This is a genomic window from bacterium (genome assembly GCA_026708015.1).
Taxonomy (GTDB): Bacteria; Actinomycetota; Acidimicrobiia; order Acidimicrobiales; family Bin134; genus Poriferisocius.
The window spans coordinates 1-21,333 of sequence record JAPOVT010000053.1 but is presented as its reverse complement, the minus strand read 5'-3'; the positions used below and the strand labels follow the sequence as shown (position 1 = coordinate 21,333).

The 21,333-nt window shown below is 64.5% G+C and carries 18 protein-coding genes and 3 tRNA genes; 6 read left to right on the top strand and 15 right to left on the bottom strand.

What is annotated here, in order from left to right; all coding sequences use genetic code 11:
- Positions 1-49: 49 nt before the first annotated feature.
- The gene (locus tag OXG30_12420) at positions 50-1,243 is read left to right on the top strand and encodes an LLM class flavin-dependent oxidoreductase (protein MCY4135695.1); all 1,194 of its coding nucleotides are present in this window, start codon (positions 50-52) and stop codon (positions 1,241-1,243) included.
- On the opposite strand, the gene OXG30_12415 is transcribed toward OXG30_12420, so the two are convergent.
- From OXG30_12415 to OXG30_12385, 7 genes are all read right to left on the bottom strand, one after another.
- A complete protein-coding gene (locus tag OXG30_12415; protein ID MCY4135694.1) occupies positions 1,240-1,599 on the bottom strand; it encodes a hypothetical protein in 360 nt (119 codons plus the stop codon). The two genes, OXG30_12420 and OXG30_12415, sit on opposite strands and share 4 nt — an antisense overlap.
- A 9-nt stretch (positions 1,600-1,608) precedes the next feature.
- Complete coding sequence (locus OXG30_12410; GenBank protein MCY4135693.1) at positions 1,609-2,325, bottom strand: ABC transporter ATP-binding protein; 717 nt, start codon at positions 2,323-2,325, stop codon at positions 1,609-1,611.
- A complete protein-coding gene (locus OXG30_12405) occupies positions 2,322-3,086 on the bottom strand; it encodes an ABC transporter ATP-binding protein (GenBank protein ID MCY4135692.1) in 765 nt (254 codons plus the stop codon). The genes OXG30_12410 and OXG30_12405 overlap by 4 nt, the downstream gene beginning before the upstream one ends.
- Positions 3,067-5,265, bottom strand: coding sequence for an ABC transporter permease (locus tag OXG30_12400; protein ID MCY4135691.1), 2,199 nt, complete (start codon positions 5,263-5,265; stop codon positions 3,067-3,069). The genes OXG30_12405 and OXG30_12400 overlap by 20 nt, the downstream gene beginning before the upstream one ends.
- Positions 5,266-5,307: 42 nt before the next feature.
- Complete coding sequence (locus OXG30_12395) at positions 5,308-6,885, bottom strand: ABC transporter substrate-binding protein (protein MCY4135690.1); 1,578 nt, start codon at positions 6,883-6,885, stop codon at positions 5,308-5,310.
- A gap of 124 nt (positions 6,886-7,009) precedes the next feature.
- Positions 7,010-7,083 (bottom strand) — tRNA-Val (locus OXG30_12390).
- 15 nt (positions 7,084-7,098) lie between these two features.
- On the bottom strand, positions 7,099-7,929 hold the full coding sequence (locus OXG30_12385; GenBank protein ID MCY4135689.1) for a hypothetical protein: 831 nt from the start codon (positions 7,927-7,929) through the stop codon (positions 7,099-7,101).
- Between the two features lie 61 nt (positions 7,930-7,990).
- On the opposite strand from OXG30_12385, the gene OXG30_12380 reads away from it, so the two are divergent.
- Positions 7,991-8,554 carry a hypothetical protein gene (locus OXG30_12380; GenBank protein MCY4135688.1) on the top strand — a complete coding sequence of 188 codons (564 nt, stop codon included), beginning with the start codon at positions 7,991-7,993 and terminating at the stop codon, positions 8,552-8,554.
- A gap of 98 nt (positions 8,555-8,652) precedes the next feature.
- Positions 8,653-9,444, top strand: coding sequence for a phosphatase PAP2 family protein (locus tag OXG30_12375; protein ID MCY4135687.1), 792 nt, complete (start codon positions 8,653-8,655; stop codon positions 9,442-9,444).
- Between the two features lie 48 nt (positions 9,445-9,492).
- Here OXG30_12375 and OXG30_12370 read toward each other — a convergent pair.
- The 6 genes from OXG30_12370 to OXG30_12345 all read right to left on the bottom strand — a co-directional run bounded on the left by OXG30_12370 (position 9,493) and on the right by OXG30_12345 (position 14,342).
- A tRNA-Ile gene (locus OXG30_12370) sits at positions 9,493-9,565 on the bottom strand.
- A gap of 43 nt (positions 9,566-9,608) precedes the next feature.
- A tRNA-Asn gene (locus OXG30_12365) sits at positions 9,609-9,684 on the bottom strand.
- Between the two features lie 76 nt (positions 9,685-9,760).
- Positions 9,761-10,603 (bottom strand): DMT family transporter, encoded by an 843-nt coding sequence (locus OXG30_12360; GenBank protein ID MCY4135686.1) that lies wholly within the window; start codon positions 10,601-10,603, stop codon positions 9,761-9,763.
- Positions 10,604-10,661: 58 nt separating this feature from the next.
- Positions 10,662-12,980 carry a xanthine dehydrogenase family protein molybdopterin-binding subunit gene (locus OXG30_12355; protein MCY4135685.1) on the bottom strand — a complete coding sequence of 773 codons (2,319 nt, stop codon included), beginning with the start codon at positions 12,978-12,980 and terminating at the stop codon, positions 10,662-10,664.
- On the bottom strand, positions 12,980-13,471 hold the full coding sequence (locus OXG30_12350; GenBank protein ID MCY4135684.1) for a (2Fe-2S)-binding protein: 492 nt from the start codon (positions 13,469-13,471) through the stop codon (positions 12,980-12,982). The genes OXG30_12355 and OXG30_12350 overlap by 1 nt, the downstream gene beginning before the upstream one ends.
- Positions 13,458-14,342, bottom strand: coding sequence for a xanthine dehydrogenase family protein subunit M (locus OXG30_12345; GenBank protein MCY4135683.1), 885 nt, complete (start codon positions 14,340-14,342; stop codon positions 13,458-13,460). Before OXG30_12345 ends, OXG30_12350 begins: the two co-directional genes overlap by 14 nt.
- 130 nt (positions 14,343-14,472) lie before the next feature.
- Here OXG30_12345 and OXG30_12340 point away from each other — a divergent pair, with 130 nt between their 5' ends.
- Positions 14,473-15,315, top strand: coding sequence for a class I SAM-dependent methyltransferase (locus OXG30_12340; GenBank protein MCY4135682.1), 843 nt, complete (start codon positions 14,473-14,475; stop codon positions 15,313-15,315).
- Here the strand turns inward: OXG30_12340 and OXG30_12335 are convergent.
- Positions 15,312-16,559 carry an MFS transporter gene (locus OXG30_12335; protein ID MCY4135681.1) on the bottom strand — a complete coding sequence of 416 codons (1,248 nt, stop codon included), beginning with the start codon at positions 16,557-16,559 and terminating at the stop codon, positions 15,312-15,314. The genes OXG30_12340 and OXG30_12335 overlap by 4 nt on opposite strands.
- Before the next feature lie 40 nt (positions 16,560-16,599).
- Positions 16,600-17,001 (bottom strand): type II toxin-antitoxin system VapC family toxin, encoded by a 402-nt coding sequence (locus OXG30_12330; protein MCY4135680.1) that lies wholly within the window; start codon positions 16,999-17,001, stop codon positions 16,600-16,602.
- A 509-nt stretch (positions 17,002-17,510) separates the two neighbouring features.
- Here OXG30_12330 and OXG30_12325 point away from each other — a divergent pair.
- Complete coding sequence (locus OXG30_12325; GenBank protein ID MCY4135679.1) at positions 17,511-19,481, top strand: 5'-nucleotidase C-terminal domain-containing protein; 1,971 nt, start codon at positions 17,511-17,513, stop codon at positions 19,479-19,481.
- A gap of 124 nt (positions 19,482-19,605) precedes the next feature.
- On the top strand, positions 19,606-21,159 hold the full coding sequence (locus OXG30_12320; GenBank protein MCY4135678.1) for a putative DNA binding domain-containing protein: 1,554 nt from the start codon (positions 19,606-19,608) through the stop codon (positions 21,157-21,159).
- Positions 21,160-21,333 lie beyond the last annotated feature (174 nt).

The window sequence follows — 21,333 nt, the reverse complement described above, 5'->3', positions numbered from 1 at the left end:
AAGAAACCGGCGAGTAGTCTGCGGGCGCAGCGACAGAGGGAGGAGCGTCGTGGAGTTCGCCATTTTCTTGCAGGGATCACCTCGTCGGGGTGGGGCCCGGAGCCCCTACTGGGAGCACCAGGCCTTTGAGAACGAACTGGAGATGGTGCGGGTCGCCGACCAGCACAATTGGAAGTACATCTGGGTGAGCGAGCACCACTTCCTGGAGGACTACTCCCACACCTCAGCCAGCGAGGTGTTCATGGCCTACTCCTTCGCCCAGACCTCACAGATCCACATGGGGTCGGGCATCTTCAACCTGAACCCCATCGTGAACCACCCCATCAAGCTGGCCGAACGGGTGGCCATGCTCGACCACATGAGCAAGGGCCGGTTCGAGTTCGGCACCGGCCGAGGGGCGGGCAGCCACGAGATCGGCGGCTTCGGCATCGACCCGTTGGAGACCAAAACCAACTGGGACGAGGTGATCTGGGAGTTCAAGAAGATATGGGGCAGCACCGCTTACTCGCACCCCGACGGCACCGCCTTCCAGACCCCCGAGACCGGCACCTGGGGCGCGTTCAACGTGCTCCCCAAGCCCTACTGCCACTCCCACCCGCCCATGTGGGTGGCGGCGGGCAACACCCCCACCTATGAGAAGGCCGCTCGCCACGGACTCGGTGTACTGGGGTTCAACGTGTCGGCCATCTACGACATGGCCCCCCATGTGGAGGCCTACAAGAACGCCATCCCCCATGCCGAGCCCGCCGGCGAATACGTGAACGACAATGTGATGATCGCCAACGGCCTGGTGTGCCTGGAAGACGGCCAGGAGGCCCGCCGGGTGGTGTGCGAGCAGATGCAGCTCAGCTACCTCCAGTCACTGGTGTTCAAATACCACGACACCTTCCCCAAGCCCGAAGGCCTGCCGGTGTACCCCGAGTTGGTGCCCGAGCCGACCATCGAAGACGTGGAGGAGCGCATCGCCGCGGGGTTCCTGTTGTGCGGCGACCCCGACGAGGTGTTGGAACAGGTGAAGCGCTACGACGAGATCGGCTGCGACCAGGTGTCGTTCGGCCTCCCCATTCAGCTCAGCCATGAGGTCTGCCTCGAGACCATCCGCCTGTTCGGCGCCCACGTTATTCCCAAGCTGGACAAAGACCCGCTGCACCGCAGCACTCGCCAGCGAATCGAATACGGCGGCCCGCTGGAGATGACCCCCGACCCGCTCTACGACGTTCCCCGACCTGAGGAATACCGCTAGCGGCCCACCACCCGGTCGGTCTGCTCTCGGTATTCGTAGACGAGGCGAACCAGCCAGTAGCGCATGAAGCGCTTGAAGGAGCTGACTGCGATCATCACCAAGCCGATGAACGTGAGGCTGAGCCCGAATATGGCCGACACGATCAGATCGAGGTGGTTGACAGCGTTCGAAGCCCCGCCGGTCATGACGAACGAGACCAAGGTGAAGGCCAGCCCGACAATGGTAAAGATCAACCCGATGCGGAATACCCAGCGGTCGGGGTTGGCCCGGCCACCGGAAGCCCGGAGCTTGGTCACCTCTTGGTGGAACTCTTCGAGGCGGCTGCTGTCGCCCGCAGCGTCGGTTGCATCACTCATGGTGTCTCCTCAGGACATGCCTAGGTAGGCGGCGGTCAATTCTTCTGCGATCTCTTCGGGCGGGCCCGTGCGCAGGATTTTGCCATGGAGCATTATGGCGGCCTCATTGGCCACACCAAGAACCGCTTGGGCAAACTGCTCCACGATCAGGATGGACAGCCCGGCTTCAGCCAGGGTGGCCACCTGCTCGTAGAGCTCCTCCACGATGATGGGCGCCAACCCCATGGATAGTTCGTCCAACATCAAGATGGCCGGATCGGTGGACAGCGCCCGGGACATGGCCAGCATCTGCTGCTCGCCTCCCGACAGGGTGCCTGCCATCTGGTTGCGGCGCTCCTGCAAGCGGGGGAATTGGGCGAATGCCCGTTCCTGTACCTCCTTGTAGGACACACCAGCGTAAGTGCTCATCCGCAGGTTCTCTGCCACGGTGAGATTGGGAAAAATGCCTCGACCTTCCGGGATAAGGCACACCCCGGCTCGGGCCAATCGATCGGGGGAGACCCCGTTCACCTCGTGGCCGTCGAGCAGCACTGAACCGGCATGGGGCTGGATCTGGCCGCTGGCCACCCCCAGAGTGGTGGTCTTGCCAGCGCCGTTGGGCCCCAAGAGGGCATACACCTGGCCGGGCATGACCCGCAGGTCCACCCCATGAAGCACGTCGATGGTGCCGTAGCCGGCCCGGATGCCGACCAATTCCAACAGCGGGGTTGCCGACTCGTTGCTCATTCGTCGACCCCCACATAGGCCCCCCGGAATTCGTCGCTCCCCAAATAGGCAGCCCGAACCGCGGAGTCGGCCTGCACCTCAATGGGCGTGCCCACCGCGATGATCTTGCCGAAGTCCAGAACATGGATGCGGGCGCACACCCCCATCACGAAGCTCATGTCGTGCTCCACCAGCAACACCGCAAGATCGTTGTCCTTGTCGGCCACCAGTTCCAGCAGAAGCTGACCAATGGAAGATGTCTCCTCTTCGTTCAAACCCGACGACGGTTCGTCCAGCAAGAGCACCCGGGGCCGACAAGCCAGAGCCCGGGCCAACTCGACCAGTCGGGCGCTGCCGGTGGGAAGGGTGCCCACGGTCACATCGGCTACTTCGTCAAGGCCCACCTTGCCCAGCATCTCATGGGCCACGTCGTTGACCCGCCGATGCTTCCACTTGGCGCGGTGGTTCTGCTCCACCGCAACCCGCACGTTGTCGAACGCGCTAAGCGTGTTGAACGCCTCCAGCTTCTGGAAGGTGCGGGCGATGCCCATCTGCGATCGCTTGGCCACGGTGGCCCGAGTGATGTCGATGCCGTCGAATTTCACGCTGCCGCCGGTGGGGGGCAGCAAACCGGTGACCACGTTGAACAGCGTGGTCTTGCCCGCGCCGTTGGGGCCGATGAGGCCGGTAACCTCGCCGGGGTCGATGTCCACTGAGGCGTCGTCAAGGGCCACCACGCCGCCAAAGCGCATTACCACATGCTCAGCTTCGAGCAGTGCCATAGCCCTCCTTCGGTACCACTTCGTCCAAGATCCCCAGTCGGCGGTCGATGGCGATCACCTCTTCGGGAGTGAAGGGCCGCTCGAGGCCCAACTCGCCGATCTCCGGCTCCCGCTTTTGGGCATTCTCGGCCGCGATCTCGGCACGGGCGTCGCTGCGCCACGGCAGAATGGGCGAGAATCCTCGCCCCATCTCGAAGATGGCCCCCCGCGGGTTGAACACCATGCCCAGCACCATCAGGCCAGGACCGTAGGTGGTCATTATGTCGAGCAGCGTTACCAGGAAGTCGACGTTCCCAGCATCTTCCAGTCGCAGCCCGAACCCTTTGAACAGCGGGATGAAAATTAGAAAGATGCCGGCCATGGGGATGGAAACCCCCGCAGCGGCGACCAACAGCACGATGTTGAATCCGATGAGCAGGTCGAACCCCTGCACGCTGTCGACGTTGCCCGACACCGTGGCCCAGAACACTCCGGCGATTCCTGCCATGGAGGCGGATACGGCATATACCACCACCTTGGTCCACACCACTGGCACGCCTAGGGTGGCGGAGGCAGCCTGAGAGTCGTTGATGGCCATCCATCTTCGGCCGTATCGGGATCTTCGCAACAGCACCAATCCGTACACAAAGATGGCGAAAACGCACACCATCAGCAAGAAGAAGCCCCGGCGATCGTCGAACGTGACCCCGAACAGCTCAATATGGGGGAACTGCCGTCCGGTACCGATGATGGGCATGACCCACGGGTGGGGGAAGAAGATCAGCGACATGGCCTGGGCGAAAGCCATGGTCATGAGGGCCAGGTACAAGCCCCGTAATCGAGCAGCCGGCAGGGCGACAAGCGCTCCCAGGGGGGCGCACAGCAAGCCCACCAGCAGAATCCAGTAGCCGTTGCCAGTGTCACCGGCCAGCTTGAGGTAGACGAACGCGCCGAATCCGGCAAAGGCCAAGGGCGCGAAGTTGATCTGCCCGGCCCAGCCGATCAATGGAACCAGGGACAGGCCGATCAAGGCCAGTGCCATGGCCTCGTTGGCCGAGTTCAGCTCTCTGCTCCCCCACGCCCCTGGATCCCAAATGCCGAAGTCCAGCCACCCGCCGGAAAACACCACCGCCAGCAGAATGACCACTCCGCAGCCGAAGAGCCCCTCCCACCATTTGGTGTAGCGCTCGTGACGCCGGAGATGGTGGGCCAACCGACCCACCTCCAGGCGGGCCTGGGGCAAGGCGACGACCACAAACAGCAAGATCAGCGGAGCGACAGCCAAGTGAGCGAAGCGGAAGTCGGGCCCGAAGTCGAGCCATGCCCCGGTGTGGGCCCGCAACAGCCCGATCAACATGGCCCCAATCACGGCCATGGGCAGGTTCCGCAGGGCACCGAAGGCGGCGGCCGCGAATGCGATGATCACCACGTTGTTGAGGGTGGCGGGATCGAGTCCCAGCTCGGGGGCGATGAGGATGCCTCCCAGCGCCCCCATCATGGAACCCAGCGCCCACGACGTGGACGACACCACGTTGGGGCGGGCGCCGTTGAGGGCGGCCAGTTCCCGGTTGTCCACCACCGCCCGCATGGCCGTGCCGATACGGGTGCGGCGCAGCAGGAAACGCATGGACACGGCAATGGCGATCGCCACCGCGAACACGATGAGCCGGTGCCAGGGAAGCTGCGAAGGACCCAAGTCGATGCCGTTGTTGATGCCGAACAGATAAGGCACTCGTCGTGGTGTATCGGCTTCCCAGATGTCGCCAACCACCGACAGCAACAGCACCATGATCGCCACCGTGACCATGAGCTGTACCACCAGCGACGCGGTGCGGAGTCGCCGCATGATCACCGCATCAAGCGTCACTCCCAGCGCTGGGGCGAACAAGCAGACCACCACGAACAGGGCGAGGATGGAATGCCAGCCCCGGTTCACGTGGAGCTCCCAGTACAGGAACGCCGAGAACACCCCGATGGCGCCTTGGGCGAAGTTGAACACCCCGGTAGTGGTGTAGACCACCACCAGCCCGGTGGCGTACATCGCCCACAGCGCACCGAGGAAGAGCCCGATGTAGGTGGTAACCAGGAAGGATTCGCTGGTCACCTGGGAGCCTTTCCAGGTGAGCACGGCGAGCACCACCGCTCCGAGGGTCGCCAACAGCGTGGCAGCCACTACGGAGCGGCGGAGCCCAAAAATCATGGGAGTTCAGCCTGAGCCGGCCAGAGCTCGCTTTGCGTCAGGTCAGCCGCCGAACTCCGCTCCCCAATCCTTGGTCAGGCCGATCACATTGTCCGCGTCGCAGTCCAGCTCGCCTGGCGCTGCGGGATGTACCCGGACGAATTCGTTGTTCTGCACCTGCATCAGCATGAAGCAAGGCATGATGTTCTCGGTGGTGGAGTAGTCCGCCGGGCTCCACCAGCCGTTCACGTCGAAGGATGTCAGGCTGCGGGCACCGTCCAACACCGCCTGGCGAGTGACGGCGTTGGGGCCGCCCTCGGCCACGATGTTGTTGACCACCTGCTCGAACAGCACGCCGTCGGCCCACGAGCCCGCGGCCCATGCTGGCGGGAAGGGGTTGTCGATAGCCACCATGAAGTCGGCCAGCTCTTGGTTGTGCTCGACCTCGTCAAAGGGCAAGAACCAGAGCCAGATGTAGGTGTTCTCAATAACATCGCCAGCCTCAAGGAAGCTGGGGGTGTAGCAGGCCAACTGGCACATCCAGGTAATGGAATCCACATCCAGGCCTTGTGCCTCGGCCTCACTGCGCCACTTGATCATGGACTGGTCGTCAGATCCGGTGTAGGCGAAGTTGGAGTTGGCATCCCGCATGACCTGGATGTAGGCGCCGTACTCCGACTGGGTGGTGAAGCCGCTCACTCCGGGCTCGCCATCAATCACGATGCCCAGCTCCTGGAAGGATCTGAGTTGGGGCATGGTCGAGGCGATGGTGGAAGGCAGGTCGGATGGCACCAAGTAAACCCCGTTTAGGTTGGACTCCACATTTTCCAGCAGCCACTGGACGTGGCCCACCTGGCTCTGCACGGCTCGGGGACCCGTGCCAGCGTAGGGGCACTCGCTGTTGGGCCTGCTGGTGGCAAAGGTCACTACCGAACACTGGTGAGGCGGCTCAGTGGTGATGTAGGCGAAATCGGGCACCCCGATGTCGTTGCCCGCCGCATCGGGGCAGGACTGGAGATCGGTGGTGTCGAGGGCAAACAACGCCGTGGTGCCCACCAAAGCGAAAGCCTCTTCGCAAGCCACTAGGAATCCGTTGGTGGTCTCGGTGGGATTGATGGCCGAGTCATGCTCTATGACCTCGACCTGGCGGCAGGCCAAGCCCCCCTCAGAGTTCACATGGTCGGCCCAAGCCTTGACCCCGTCGATGGAGCCCTGGAACAAGCCGGGTGCCAGCGGGGAGCCGACATCGGCCATGACCAGCACGGTGATGGTGTCGGATGTGAGTCCGATATCGGTAGCCTCGAGGGCCACGTTGGCACAGGGATCAACTTCCGGCTCCTCAGTGGCTACCGGCTCGGCCTCATCGTCATCCATGTCGTCGTCCATGTCATCGTCCATGGACTCATCCATCTCATCGTCCATGTCTTCGTCCATGGACTCATCCATCTCATCGTCCATGTCATCGTCCATGGACTCATCCATCTCATCGTCCATGTCATCGTCCATGGACTCATCCATCTCATCATCAGGGGCTTCGACCGGGGCGGCAGCGCCCGAATCATCGTCGTCGTTGCCACCGCACGCCGCGGCGACAAGAGCGAAAACAGCCAACAGAAAGATGAGCCAGCGGAAGTGCTTCACGTTTCCCCCTTCAAAGGACCGTCGCGCTCTGATTTGGCGGCCGACGGTATAACGGGTGCCAGTCTTACCCATCGCGCCACTTGCTCGCCATCCACAAGTGAGAATCCGCACACGTAGGCTTGGGTGGGCGCGGAGGGACTTGAACCCCCGGCCTCTTCCTTGTAAGGGAAGCGCTCTTGCCATCTGAGCTACGCGCCCGGTGCGATGGTCAGATTAGCGGTGCCCTGCGGCCCCTCCCGCACCGATAGCGGACGGATCGTCGGCACCGAAGGTGCGGCGCTGGGCTAGAGCCTCGGCCAGCAGGGGCGAGGTGGCGGCCACTACCGGGTAGCGCCGATCGGCCAGATCGTCGGGCAGGAGGGGCCGTTCCCAAGCCTCGCCCATGGCCACCCCGGCTTCGGCGCACACCAACGCCGCGCCCAGGTAATCCCAGGTGGAATGGCCCTCATTGGTGCAGTCGATGTAGGCGTCGAGGACCCCCTCGGCCACCGCGCACATGTCCAGGGCAATCGACCCCAGCACCCGGTATTGCCTCCAGCCCAAATGCCGGGGGGGAATGTAGGTCAGGCCCACCGTCGCCGCGGCCAGAGATTGCTCTCCCGATGGCCCTGACCCTCGACGGGAGTCACTTTCGGTCGGCGGGACCAGCGGACATCCGTCCACAGTGGCTCCTCGGCCTCGGACGGCGCGGTAGGCCTTTTTGTTCACCAGATTGAGCACGAGCGCGGCTGCCATCCCATCGGAGTCCAACGCGCAAAAGCTGGTGGAGTACCACGGCAGGCCTCGAGCCGCGTTGGTCGAGCCATCCACCGGATCGAGCACCACCTGGATCTCCCGGTTGGGGTCGTGGGATCCCGATTCCTCGCTGTAGACCCCGAAGCCAGCCTCGGCCAACACCTCTCGGGCTGCTTCATCGGCGGCCACGTCGAAGCTGTACTGGCCTTCCCGGTCACCAGTCAGATGCCACCCGTCGATGCGGTCGACCACCTCGGCTACTCGGGTCGCAGCCTGGTCGAAAACCGCCAGTATCCGGTCGCTGTCCACCAGATGAAGCTAACCGCTAACGGGTAGCCAGGACGGTTGATTTCGTGGCAGTGTGAGGTTCTTGGCTGTCGTCGATATCGCAACCTTCGTCGCCGATCTCAAGGACCATGCCGCTGACCACGGCTTCCATGTCCACGATGATCGCCATTTCGTGGAGACCTACTCCATGCGCCAGGCGTGGGAAGTGGACCTGCACCCCGCAGTTGCCTGTGGCGGCCCACTGGATGTGCACATCACCCTAGAGGTGGATCCCAGAGTGATGCTGAGCTTCGAGGACCATCTGATGGAGCTGCCCGAAGGGGTGGATCCCTCAGACGACTTCAAACTGCCCCTGGTGGTGTCTTGGAGCCTTCCGCCGCTATCCGATGGACCCGATCTGCTGCTGTTGGCCACCGAACTGGCCGGGATCGGCGGCATGGAGCTGCCCCTGGACGTTTCGGCTATTGACGCCTACGCCGCGGTCACCGACGCTCCGGAGAGGAGCATCACCATCTCGGCTCGGGTGGAGGTGTCGATCAGCGGCATGTTCACCGGCAACGAATGCCTCGGCGGCGTGATACCCAAGGTGGCTGAGATCAGCGAATTCCTGTTGGACCGGGCACCGGCCTGGCTGGGCGATATCTGAGCACATCTGGATGCATTCAAAACACCACTAGGGCCGATCAGGGCCGCATATTGAACCAGTGGAAATTTTCGGTAACGAATCGGTAGCATTGATTACCCATGGTTCGTCAGCTCAAGCTCATCGTTGCGCCGGAAATCGACGGCAACGCGCGCAGCTGGCGCAATTTCCCCGGACAAGTGCTGATAGTGACGGTGGCCGCGCTCATCTACTTCGGTGTGCGAATGGCCACCAAAGGGGCTGAGGTTGCCGCATTCAAGAACGCCTACGACCTGCTGACATTCGAGTCCACTCTGGGGTTGGACTTGGAAGCTTGGTCTCAGTCCGCCGTGCTCGACTACCACTGGCTGGTCACCTTCTTCAACTGGGTGTACATCTGGCTGCACTGGCCGGTGATCATCGGCGCTTTGCTGCTGCTGTACCACTACAACCGGAGCCGCTACACGCTGATGCGCAACGCCATGATCGTCTCCGGCGCTCTGGGCCTGGTGTTCTTCGCCTTCTTCCCGGTGGCCCCTCCCCGGTTCTTCGACGGCTTCACCGACACGGTCACCGAGCTGTCCACCTCCTACAAGTACCTCCAGCCCCCGTCAGTGGTGAACAAGTACGCCGCGCTGCCCAGCTTCCACGTGGGATGGAACGTGCTGGCCTGCGTGATCCTGTTCCGCACTGTGAAGTCGATCCCGGTTCGCATCTTCGCGGTGGCCTCCCCCCTGCTGATGTCGGTCGCCGTGGTGCTCACCGGCAACCACTGGGTGATCGACGGCTTCGTGGGAATTGCCCTGGCCATGATCGGCCTGTACGTCGCCCACCGCCTGGGCTGGCTCACCCGCCGCTGGCAGGAGCCAGCCACCGAGGAGGGCGCTGACCCGACCGAAGCGGGCACCCTCTAGAACCTGAGCGGGTCGCGGCACAGGCGTCTGAACAGGTTCTGGTCTAAGTGGGCCCGGCGGGGATCGAACCCGCGACCGAGCGATTATGAGTCGCCTGCTCTGACCACTGAGCTACGGGCCCGCTGACAGCCTAGAACGACGAGCCCGTTGGTTTGATGCCGGTTTGGCTCCGGGGGTGAGACTCGAACTCACAACCTAGCGGTTAACAGCCGCTTGCTCTGCCGGTTGAGCTACCCCGGATCAACCTGAGATTTTACCCTGTTAGCAGGCTGGCTCACTCATCCAATTCACTGGACAAGGTCGAAATTCGCCCTTCTCACTCATCCAATATGACGGCCAGCACCGAAATCACCACGAGGGGAACTCCCAGCCACTGCAATCCGCCGATCTGCTCGTCAAACAAGAACCAGGCCCACATGATGGCGAGGCCCGGGGCGGTCATGTTCAGAAGCGATATGGCCCGCAACGACACATACCGGTGGCTGTAGTTGACCAACAAATGGGCCATCCCAGCCGTCACCGCCATGGTTCCGGCAACTCCCCAGCTCCAAGCATCGCCGATAAACAGGGGGTCGAACGACAGCAGCGATATGGGCAGCATCAAGACGGCGGAGATGGTGGACCATCCGGCCTGGTACTCCAGGGCGCTCAGGTGGTTGCGGGCAATGCGGGAGGCGATCAGGTATCCGGCAAAGGCCAGCACGGCCACCACCGCCAGCACGTCGCCCGACAGCGACCCATCACCGGAGCCCCCCGAGCGACCCAGCAGCATCATCGCCATCCCGGCGATGGCCACCGGCGTGGCCACGATCACCCGGTAGCTGATCCGCTCCTTGAAGACTCGACCGGCCGCCCACAGCAGGAAGATCGGGGCGGTGGCGCCGATGACCATGGCATTGGCCACCGAAGTGGTCTTGATGGCGGAGAAGAACGTGATGGCGTTGACGGTGAACACCATCCCGCCGGCCAGAGAGTGGCGCAGCACCCGGCGGTCCAGCCGGCCACCCCGCAGGTACAGCGCGGCCACTGCCCACGCCGCTGCTCCGAGCAGCCGCCAGAAGGCGAACGGGAGCGCACCGAACTCGTTGTCGCGGACGAATACCGGTCCCCAGCTGAACAAGAAGATGCCGACCGCCGCGGCCCACATGCCCGCGCCCATTCCGGCTCTGGCCGGCGCCGCGCCAGCTGCGCCGGATCCCGAGACTGGGGGTGGGGAGCTAATCGGATGCCGAGGCGATCAGGCCGAGCACCGCATTGGGGTCGAGCGGCTGGCGGTTGGGATAGACCCCGAATGGGGCCAGTGCGTCGGCCACCGCGTTGAACACCGCCGGGGGCGCCCCGATGGCACCGCCCTCCCCGGTGCCCTTGTGCCCGCCGGGAGTGTCGGAGGGCACCACCACATGGCCGGTCTCCAGATCGGGCACTTCGGCAGCAGTGGGCACCAGGTAGTCGAGAAAGGTGGACGCCAGCGGATTGCCGCTCTCGTCGTAGACGCAGTGCTCATAGAGCACGCCGCCGATACCCTGCACCACCCCACCGGCGATCTGGCCATCGACCACCATGGGGTTGATCAGGACCCCGCAGTCCTCGCTCACCACATAGCGCAAAAGCGTGACCTTGCCGGTGTCGGGATCCAGCTCGCAGGTGCAGATGTGGCAGGCGTTGGAGTGGGTGGAGGGCGGGGCCTTGTAGCGGGCAGTGTGCTCAAGGCCAGCCTCGACCCCCGGCGGCAGTGCGTCGGAGTTCTGGTAGGCGGTGGCCGCAACCTGGGCCATCGTCATCGAGGCCGCCGGTGTGCCCTTGACCGAGATCACCCCGTCGGCCACCTCTAGGTCGTCGGCCGAGGCCTCCATCAGGTGGGCGGCGATGGCCACCACCTTGTCTCGCACGCCCGAGGCCGCGGCCCGGGCCGCGCTGCCGGCGATGACCGCCGAGCGGCTGCCGCCGGTGCCGAACCCGTAGCCGGAGCCGTGGCCCTGGTGCAAGGTGACGTCTTCAGGGCGCACCCCGAGCTCGTCGGCCACAAGCTGGGCGATGGTGGTCTCCAGGCTCTGGCCGTGCGAGCCGGTGCCCATGAACACGTTGACGTGGCCGTCCACCTCCACCCGCAACATGGCCGACTCGGTGCCCAGCGGACCCATGCCCATCGAAGTCGGCTCGATGTACAAGGCCATGCCCAGGCCCAGATAGAGGCCTTCGGTGCGGGCCTTGGCCTGCTCGGCCCGGAAGTCGTCGTAGCCGATCATCTCGGCAGCCTGCTCCAGGGTCTGATCCGGCGAGATGGTGGTCTCGAAAAAGAGCCCGGTGGACACCTGATAGGGCAGGTCTTCGGGCTTCAGCACGTTTTGGCGGCGCAGCTCAAGGGGGTCCATGCCGATCTCCCGGGCCACCCGGTCGATCATCTGCTCTCGGGCCACGCTCTCCATCTGCCATGGGCCCCGGTAGGCCCCCCGGCCGCAGGTGTTGGTGTAGACCGTGCGGGCCCGCCAGCTCACCGGTCCCATCCGGTACGGGCCGGGATAGAGCATGGTGGCCATGGCGCCGGGAGTGGCCGGGCCGCCCAAGGGATAGGCGCCGTCGTCTTCCAGTTGGTCTAAGTCGGCGGCCAAGAAATTGCCGTTCTCGTCCACCGCCATGGCCACGGTCATCTGCTCGATGCGGGCGTGGTTGGAGGCCAGCAGGTTCTCCCGGCGGTCTTCAATCCACTTCAGCGGGGCGGCCAGGAGCTTGGCTGCCACCAGCACCGCCATGTCCTCTCGGCCCAGGAACATCTTCTGGCCGAAGCCGCCGCCCACGTCGCCGAAGTGCACCACCATCTTGTGCTCGCCGATGCCCAGCACCCGGGCCCCGACAAGTTGCATCTCATGGGGACTCTGAGTGGAGGCCCACACTTCCATAACCCCGGCGTGGGGCTGCCAGGAAGCCACGATGCCCCGGGTCTCCATGGGAACGTTGGTCTGGCGGTGCTGGTGCCAGGTCTCGGTGATGATGTGGGCAGCGTTCTCGAAGGCGTCCTGCTGAGCCGGGTTGGGCACGGGCAGGTCGTGGGCCAGGTTGCCGCCGAGTTCGGGATGGACGTGGTTGTCGGAGTCGGCCGCGGTCTCGTAGTTGACCACCGGATCGAGCTGCTCGAACTCCACGTCGATCAGGTCGAGGGCGTCCTCTGCGATGTAGCGGCTCTCGGCCACCACCATCACATAGGGATCGCCCACGAAGCGCACATCGCCGTCGGCCAGCATGTTGGCCGGGGGGGCGGGCGACTCGGGCGGGTGCAGCGACGCCCGCAGCGAGTCGTTGTGGGAGTTCAGGTCGGCGCCCGTGAACACGGCGTGGACGCCGTCGAGGGCCTCAGCCGCCGAGGTGTCGAGACGGGTGATGGCGGCCCGGGCCAGGTCGCTGCGCCCGAAGGCCACGTGGAGCATGCCGGGCAGCATGATGTCGTCTACATACCGACCATGGCCGGTGACCAGGCGGGGGTCCTCCAGCCGCTTTACCGACTGGCCGACGTAACGGGCGGCGGCTGCTGTGCTGGCCATTACTCCCCTCCCCTCATGACGGCGGCGGCTTGGCGGGTGGCGGCCACGATACCCTGGTAGCCCGTACAGCGGCAGAGGTTGCCGGCAATCCCGTGGCGAATCTCAGCGTCGGACGGATCGGGGTTGGCCTCCAAGAAAGCGGCCACCGACACCACAAATCCGGGGGTGCAGAACCCGCACTGGAGGCCGTGGCAGTCGCGGAACGCCTCTTGCACCGGGTGCAGTGTCTCGTCGTCGGGGGCAAGCCCCTCCACGGTGGTGATATCGGCGCCTTCGGCCTGCACCGCGAACAGCAGACAGGACCGCACCGCCTCGCCGTCCATCAGCACGGTACACGAACCGCACACCCCGTGCTCGCAGCCCAAATGCACGCCGGTACACTGGGCCTGCTCCCTCAGGAAGTCGGCCAGCGTCAGCCGGGGCTCGCCCATTCCTTGCCGGGTTCGACCGTTGACGGTCATGGAGAGGGGGATCTGATCAGCCATTGCCATCCTCCGTGGTAACCTGCGCCAGAGCATCGGCCAGGACTCGGCCTACCAAGGTGGAGCCAGCCCGGCGGCGGTATTCGGCGCTGGCGTGGACATCGCCGATCGGGTCCATGTCGTCGGCGGCCAGACGCCCGATCTCTGCGGGGTCGGCGTCGGCAACGGCCAACCCCATCAGCGCCGTCTCCACCGACGATGCCCGCAGCGGAGTGGGACCCACGCCCAGCATGCCCACCGCAGCCCGGTTGATGCGCCCCCCGGAATCGGTGCCGATGCCCACCGCGGCGCCGGCCAGCGCAAAGTCGCCGCTGCGCCGGGCGATCTCGTCGAAAGCGAATCCGGCCGGCTGGTCCCAGGCTGGGAATCGCAGAGCGGTCAACAACTCGTCGGAGGCCACCGCAGTCATGAAAGTGGACTCGAAGAACTCGGCGGCTGGCACCTCACGGGTGCCCGACGCCGAGGCGATCTCGGCGGTGCCGTCCAGAGCCAGAATCACCGCGGGGTACTCCGACGCCGGGTCGGCGTGGGCCACCGAGCCGCCGATTGTGCCCCGGTTGCGGATCTGGAAGTGGCCGATGTGGGGAGTGGCCAAGTGCAGCAGCGGCACCCGTTCGGCCACGATTGCATCGGTCTCCACGGCTGCTTGGCGGGTCATGGCCCCGATGCGGACGCCGCCGTTGTCGGACTCCACGCCGAACAGTTCGTCCACCCGGTTCAAGTCAACGATGTGCTCGAAGCGGGTGAGTCGCATGGCCAGCATGGGCACCAGACTCTGGCCCCCAGCCAGGGGCTTGGCGTCGTCACCGTGCTCGGCGAGGAGGCTGACCACGTCGGCCACCGTCTCCGGAGCGTGGTATTCAAAAGGAGCAGGTTTCACCGCCGGGGACTGTAGCCCGCCTCGCTGACAGTGTCGCAGGAGTAGCTGGATTGAGTGCCCACACGCCGCAGCGTTCTAGGAGGGGTGCTTGGCCTGCCCCAGGGACGGGGCGTTCTGGCAGACTGGGGCAATGGCCGACGTTGCCGATGCGCTCCGCACCTACTGGAACGACCGAGGACCGGTGTGGATAGAGCATCGGGAGAGGCTGGACGGCATGCTGGCCCCTCTCGGAGAGGCGGCCATCGCCCGACTTCATCCCGACCCTGGCGAGCTCGTGCTGGATATCGGCTGCGGCACCGGCACTACCACTCTGGAGCTGGCCCGCTTGGTGGGCAACGGCGGACACGTGACCGGAGTGGATGTTTCGGCACCCATGCTGGATGAGGCCCGCCGCCGGGTCGCCGACGCCGGTTTGGACAACACCACATTCGTGGTGGCCGACGCCGGTGCCCACCAATTCGAACCCCGGCACTGCGACGCCGCCTTCTCTCGCATGGGGATCATGTTCTTCGCCGAGCCGGTGGCCGGTTTTACCAACCTCCGGCGGGCGCTGCGGCCTGGCGGGCGGTTGACCTTCGTCTGCTGGCGGGCGCCCGAGGAGAACTCCTGGGTTACCGAACCGGGCCGGGCGGTGGCCGAGGTGCTGGGACCGCCCGATCCAATGGCTCCCGATGCCCCTGGACCGTTCTCGCTGGCCTCGGTCGATCGGATCAGCTCAATCCTCACCGGAGCCGGGCTGGTGGACATCGACATCACTCCCCACGACCTGCCGGTGAACATCGGTGGCGGCACCACTGATGAGCTGGTCCGCTACTACATGGACCTGCTGCCCGGAACGGCCATCCCCGAGAACGCCGAAGTGCATGTGATCGACCGGGTCAAAGCCGCCATCGGGGCCATGGTCGAACGCCGCCGCACCACCGACGGCATCACCATGGGTGCCGCCGCCTGGCTGGTCAGCGCCCGCGCCTAGCCGCGAGCTGCCTCTGTCTGGCGGCGAGCGCTGCGGCCAGCGAAAACCGACCAAACAACCACCAATACCGTGGCCGCGGCCATGTAGCCGTGCATCTCCCGCAGCCCGATCTGATCAGCCAGGGCACCGAGCGGGAATGCCACCAGGCTCTGGGCGCTGAACGCGACCATCACCAGGCTCTGCACCCGGCCGTGGTAAACGGGCTCGGCCAGAAGCAGCGACATCGACATGTTGGCGGTTTGGAAGGTGGTAGCTGCACCGCCCAGCATGAAGAGCACCGGCAGCGCCAACAGGTGATTGGGGGTGATGGCCAACACGGCCACTCCGGCGGCCACCGCCCCCAAGCTGAAGATCCGCAACCGCCACAGCAGGGCGTTGTCCCGCATCCGGGCCACTTGCAGCGCGGTCACGGTGCCGCCCAAGGCGTTGGCCCCCTGGAGCACCCCCAGCCACAGCACTCCCACCCCGAACACGCTCTCGGTGTACTTGGGCAGAAACGCCAGATACGGCATAGCCACCAACAGCATGAGCGCGGTGGAGATCACCACTACCCGCAGATAGGGCTGCCGGGCGACGTACGCCACCCCCTCGGCTATCTCTTCAATGGGACTGTGAGTCTCCCGCTGCTCCGGGCGCGACGTCGGCAGCATCAGCACCGGGACGGTCCCTACTGCGGTGAGCCCGGCGCTCAGCAGGTACACCCCGGCCAACCCGAAACCGGGCGTGTCGGCCAGAAGTCCCGCCACAAAGGGTCCCACCGACTGGGTGCTGGCCACGGTCAACTGAGTGAGCGAGATGGCGTTGGACAGCAGCTCTCGCTCCACCACCTCGCCGGTCATGGCAATCCGAGCCGGTCCCATGAAAGCGAACGACGAGCCCTGGATCACCGCTGCCAGTAGGAGCATCCAGAACTGCTCCAAGCCCAGCACCATCATGATGCCAAGCCAGAGCGCGCTCAGGGTGAGCGAGACATGCGACCCCAAAATGAGCGCCCGCCGGGGGAAGCGGTCGGCGGCCACCCCTCCGAATGGGGTGACGGTGACCATGCCGATGCCAAAGGCCAGCAGCACCAAAGCGAAGCTGGAGTTGCTGTCGGTAAGCTGGATGGCCAGCCAGCCCCGAGCCAAGATCTGCATGCCGACAGCCAGAAACGCCACCAGCCCCGACCACCACAACAGGGTGTAATCCCGGTTGGACAGCGACGCGAAGATCCCCGAGGCCGTAGAAGGGCCAGCGTCGCTCACGCTGGAACCAGCTCAGTTATCGGTACCACCTTGCGTTAGCTCACTCGAACAGCGGGACGCCCTCGACCACAGCCGCCTCGTTCAAGTGCTGGTCCAGGCTTGCTAGCTCGCAGCCCTCCCGAATCGCCAGCGCCAAATAGCTGGCGTCGTAGGCAGTCAGTCTGTGACTCCGGGCCAAGGCCATGACGTCCCGGTCGTCCGGCTCACCTGGGCAACGAATGGGAAGACGGCGAAGGCGGGCCATGGAGGCGTCGGCGTAGTCGCCGTCGATTCGCCCCCGCCGCTCTGCTGACAACAATAGATTGCGCATTTCATCCCAGAACATCCCCGGAACCATTGCCACTTCTTGCCCTAGCCGGTCGAGAGCCTGGTCTGCCGCTGACGCCGCCTCATCGGGCAACACCCAAGCGGCCGCAACAGAGGCATCGGGCACGAACGACATCAGCGTTGGTGCCCTTCATGGCGCCAGGACAAGATCTCCGGCGTAGTCACAGTCTGCTGCCTCGCCCTTTCCCGACGCATTGTCTCGCGCAGATCTGCGACCTCCTGCGCCCGATCGATGCGAGTGACGTGGGCGATCGGCTTAGAGCCGCGGCAGATGACCAAGTCCTCCCCGGCTTCCACCTCCGCCAACAGCGCTGAGAGGTGTGTTTTCGCCTCGCCGATTTTCACCAATCGTGTCATTTTCTTCCTGTTTTTAGTCTCTTCATGTGCCGAATCAGACTTCCCGCAGGTCCCTTGAAATCACTGGGACATCGCTCCCGCAATAGGAGGTTACCAACTTGACCAAGTACTTGGTCAAGTACCTTTCCAGACTCCGAAGCGGCACCGCCACTAGCGCTGCCGTAGGTTCAGGCCATGGCTGTCGGGAATCGGATTCGAGTCCAACTGGGCACCCGAGGTCATCAACCCCTAAACACAACTCCAGTACAAGCACGAAGGAGACAGCCAGTGAGCATTCGACGGATCGTGTGGGCATTTATCGCGCTGGGCCTGGTCACCGCGCTGCTGGGCGCGGTGGCGGCCAATGCGCAAGACGACGGTGACGCAGCCGGCGACAGCGGAGAGCTGCAACTGGTGATCCTGCACCACAACGACGGCGAGTCGCAGTTGGTGCAGGCGTCGTCGGACCTGCCCGATTACGGCGGCGTGGCCCGCTTCGCCTCCCTGGTACACCAGCTGCGGTCCCAGGCTGCCGATGACGGCGCGGCGGTGATCACCATCTCCTCGGGCGACAACTTCTTGAGTGGCCCCGAGCTGTCGGTGAGTCTCGGCGACGACAGCCCGTTCTACGACGCCCTGGCCCTCAACCTCATCGGCTACGACGCCTTGACCATCGGCAACCACGAGTTCGACTTGGGCCCCGACCTGTTGGCCCGGTTCATCACCGAGACCACCACTGCGCCGTTCATCAGCGCCAACCTGGACTTCTCCGGCGAGCCGGCGCTGGCTGCGCTGGTCGATGAGGGCCGTATCGCCCCGTCGGCAGTGGTGGAGAAGCAGGGTCGGAGCATCGGCATCATCGGCGCCACCACCCCGGAGCTCTCCTACATCTCCAGCCCCCGCAACGTGGCGGTGATGTCGAATGTGGCCGAGATCGTGCAGGCCGAGATCGACCGGCTCACTGGCGACGGGGTGGACATCATCGTGCTGTCCACCCACTTGCAGGCCCTGAGCGGCGAGACCGATCTGGCCGCCGAGCTCACCGGCGTGGACGCCATCGTGGCCGGCGGCAGCGGGGCGCTGCTGGCCGACGACACCACCGTGCTGCTGCCCGGCGACGGCGATCCCTACGGCTCCTATCCGCTCACCGCCACCCTGGCCGACGGCAGCAGCGTCCCGATCGTGACCACACCGGGCGACTACACCTACGTGGGCCAGCTGATCTTGACCGTCGATGCCGACGGCAACGTGACCGCCATCGACGAGGCCAGCGGCCTGCGCCGGGTGGCCGGCGGGGACGAGCCCGACGCGGTTGAGCCCCACGCCGACGTGGTAACGCAGGTGACCGAACCGGTGGCCGCGGCCCTCGAAGAGTTGGCCGCCTCCCCGGTGGGCACCACCGAGGTGCCCCTAGACGGACGACGCTCGCCGGGCATCCGCACGCACGAAACCAATCAAGGCAACCTGCTGGCCGACGCCCTGCTGTGGAATGGCCAACGGCTGGCCGACGACTTCGGCGTGCCCCAGCCGGCGGTCGCCCTCCAAAATGGTGGCGGCATCCGCAACGACTCGGTGATCCCGGTGGGCCCGATCAGCGAGCTGGAGACTTTCAACATCTCACCGTTCGGCAACTTCGTGACCGTGATCGAAGACGTGTCGCCCGCCCAGATGAAGGTGATCTTCGAGAACGCGGTGTCAAGGGTGGAGAGCTCCAGCGGCCGCTTCGCCCAGATCGCGGGCATGACCCTGGTGTACGACCCCGCCGGCACTCCCCAGGAGATCGGCGAAGACGACACCGTCACCACCGAGGGCTCCCGGGTGCAGTCGATCACCCTGGACGGCGGCACCGCCATCGTGAGCGACGGGGCCGTGGTGGACGGTGCCCCATCCATCGCCCTGGTCACCCTCAACTTCCTGGCCAACGGCGGCGACCAGTACCTGTTCGGCGACGGCACCCGCACCCACCTGGGCCTCACCGACCAGCAGTCCCTGGCCGCCTACATCGCCGACGGCCTCGGCGGCACCATCACTGCTGCCGATTACCCCGAAGGCGGCGAAGGCCGCATCATCGCTGTGGCCACCGCCGAGATGGATGACATGGACGATGGAATGGCTGACGGAATGGACGCCATGACCGGCGAAGAACTCCCCGCCACCGGCGTGGAAAGCCGCCTGCTCTTCATCATCGCCGCCACCCTCCTCCTAGCCGGCCTCCTCCTGGCCAGCCTGTCCCGCCGCAGCAAGCGCCTCACTATCTGACCCCCACAACCCAACCCAGCCCCAACTATCATGGGCACTGCTTATATGTCGATCTGACAGCCATATCTCTGTCAGTTTGACAATCACGGTTGTCAGACTGACTATCGGCAGTTAGCATCTCGTCATGTCTCGAGAACATGTCGGCGCTGGACTCCAGCCTCAGGTTGACCAGGCAGTGCAGCGCCTTCGAGCAGCTGCCACCGATCTCCAGGCCATCGAAGTCAAGTCAGCCGCGGGTGGGATGCCGAAGTCGATAGCCGAATCGGTATCAGCTTTTGCCAACGCCCGGGGTGGGCTTGTGCTCCTCGGACTCAGCGACGGGGATTTTCTGCCGGCGGCCATCAACGCGAAAAAGCTCGCTGACGACCTTGCTTCAGTATGCGCCAACGAACTGGAGCCCCCAATACGAGCAGAAATCGACATCGCCAAAGTGGACGGGCAACCGGTGGTAGCGGCGGCAATAGATGAGCTTCCCGCGGGACGAAAACCCTGCTACTTGAAGTCGAAGCGGCTCGAAGGCGGATCCTACATACGAACTCACGACGGCGACCGGCGGCTCAGCTTCTACGAAATCCACATCCTCATGTCCGGTCGGGGGCAGCCTCTTGACGACATCGCTGTCGTGGATGGAGCAAAGCGAAGCGACCTCGACGAAAACCTTGTCAGCGCCTTGCTCAACCGCATTCGAAGCCGTCGAGGATCAGCGCTCGCTGACCGCAACGACGACGACATCCTCCGCATCCTGAGCGTGACCTCCGGGGAGGAGTCCGAGCCGTATCTCACACTCGCCGGGCTCCTGGCATTGGGCCGCTATCCTCAGCAGTTTTTTCCGCAGCTCAATGTGACCTTCGTGGCATTTCCGACCGCAACCGGCAGACCGATGCGAGACGGCACCCGCTTTTTGGACAACGTCCCCATCGATGGGCCTATCCCCTCAATGATCGCCGAAGCCCAGGCCGCTGTGCGGCGCAACACCACCCGCCGAGCTGAGATCTCCGGCGATGGGCGGCTCGATTTGTGGGAATACCCCGATGAGGCCGTGAGAGAAACCGTGGTTAACGCACTCCTGCACCGCGACTATCACCCCTCTGCTCATGGATCCCAGGTGAGAATTGAGCTATATCCCGATCGACTGGAGGTAGTCAATCCTGGGGGGCTCCACGGTCAGCTGAACCGCGACCACCTTTTCGCCAGGCCAGTCACCTCATCTCGTAACTCTCGGCTCGCCAAGCTTCTTGAGGACATAGAGATTCCCCACACCAACCGAGCAGTGTGCGAGAACCGCGGGTCGGGGTTACTCGCCGTCGCCGCTTCCCTCCAAGATGCGGGACTCGACATTCCACTCCTCGAAGACCGCATTGGCGACTGTTCGGTAACCATCCGCGGTCGCTCCTACCTGGCCAACATCGATGACGGGACTTTGCCCGACCAACCCCAGTCACCCCAGGGGCGCCAACTCAGTCACACCACGTCGACCCGCAACCAAATCGCAAGACTATTGATCAACGATGCCCTTTCAACCGGGAGGCTGGCAGAGGAACTCGGCATCTCCCGGCAATCTGTCTTGCGGTGGCTGAAGATCATGGAGAAAGACGGGCAAGTGGAACCAACAGAGGCTACCCCGCAAAGCCCGCGAAACCGCTGGCGGCTCGCGGCCCCCGAATCGAAGTCCCGCTAGTCATCGCCAAGGGATCGCCAAACATCTGCCAGCCCACTTTCGGTCGCATCGCAGATGTCTTCACTCGGCAGCGGAAGATCCATACTTCCAGCAACCCAATCTCTCGCTTCAGCTATGAGTGAGCATCCCCCTTTTGGCCGGTCACCTCGATTAGGAGGTAACCATGTCATTGAT